Annotated in this window: 2 protein-coding genes; one reads left to right on the top strand and one right to left on the bottom strand. The window is 64.6% G+C overall.

Annotated elements, in window-relative coordinates; all coding sequences use genetic code 11:
• Nucleotides 1-317 precede the first annotated feature (317 nt).
• On the bottom strand, nucleotides 318-764 hold the full coding sequence (locus tag KBI52_RS01385; RefSeq protein ID WP_210804856.1) for a MarR family winged helix-turn-helix transcriptional regulator: 447 nt from the start codon (nucleotides 762-764) through the stop codon (nucleotides 318-320).
• A 101-nt stretch (nucleotides 765-865) separates the two neighbouring features.
• On the opposite strand from KBI52_RS01385, the gene KBI52_RS01380 reads away from it, so the two are divergent.
• On the top strand, nucleotides 866-1,089 hold a 224-nt coding region (locus KBI52_RS01380; protein ID WP_210804855.1), incomplete at its 3' end, for a DUF1428 domain-containing protein.

Below are 1,089 nucleotides of genomic sequence, written 5' to 3'. Positions count from 1 at the left end.
GCCCGAACCGAGGCGTATTAGGCCGCCGGCCCGCTCGACACACCTGCGTTGGAGAGCATGTTCCTACTACGTACTGCGTTAGCGCTCAACCAGGAGCAGATCTTGCGCCGATCCCTTCTTCAGAGCGCACGGGTCAGTACGAACAATGCAGCAATCCAGCGTGCTGTAGGCGTGATGATCGCACGGGCCGCGGAAGTCTGGGCCCGGATCCCGCCTTCGGGCAGCCGGGGTGGTGAAAACACACAGGCCTGACCGGCGCTGAACCCATCGAGCGAGTAGGCTTTATCCGATCTCCCCGAGTCGGGCGACCGATGATCTCAGGAGAGGGCCTTGAGTGCTCCTCTTAGATCAGAGGGCTCCCTCTCGGCCAAGCAGGCTTCAACGTTGTCATGGGTTTCCCGCCAGATTGGGATGGCCGAGGCCAGGACCTCCCTGCCCTTGTCGGTGAGGCGCAGGAGGCGATTGCGGCGGTCCTCGGGATCCCGGGCGATGGCCACTAGGCCGTCCCGCTCCAGCGGCTTCAGGGCGGCCGTCAGCGTAGTCCGGTCCATGGCGAGCAGCTGCGCCACCGGGGCGATGGACGGCGGTGCGGGACGATTGAGCGCGTTCAGCAGTGAGAACTGCCCCGAGGTCAGCCCGACAGGCCGCAGGGCCTCGTCGAACAACCGCGACAGGGCGCGAGCGGCGCGCTGGACGTGCAGGCACAGGCAGGCGTCGCGGATCAGGCGGGTGGTCTCGTAGGGCACGTCCTGAGGGTTTGACATTGCCTGATTATGTTGATATCAACTGATTTGTCAAGTAGAACAGGCGCGGGAAGCGCTGCGGCATCCGGCTCCGATTCCAGGAGTCTCAAGGGAGATACGCAATGACATATGTCGATGGCTTCGTGCTCGCCGTGCCGGCGGACAAGAAGGAAGAATACCGCCGCCACGCCGCCGAGGCCGCTCCCCTGTTCAAGGAGTTCGGCGCCACCCGGATGGTGGAGTGCTGGGGCGACGACGTGCCGGACGGCAAGCTCACGGATTTCCGCCGCTCGGTGCAGGCCAAGGACGACGAGACCGTGGTGTTCAGCTGGATCGAGTATCCGTC

This window comes from Microvirga sp. HBU67558, from assembly GCF_018069605.1.
GTDB classification, from domain to species: Bacteria; Pseudomonadota; Alphaproteobacteria; order Rhizobiales; family Beijerinckiaceae; genus Microvirga; species Microvirga terrae.
The sequence above is the reverse complement of the archived record's forward strand: the minus strand, read 5'-3'. Positions and strand labels throughout refer to the sequence as shown.

Coding starts and splice junctions, on each gene's coding strand:
- KBI52_RS01385 (WP_210804856.1), bottom strand. CDS start 764: ATGTCAAACCCTCAGGACGTGCCCTACGAGACCACCCGCCTGATCCGC.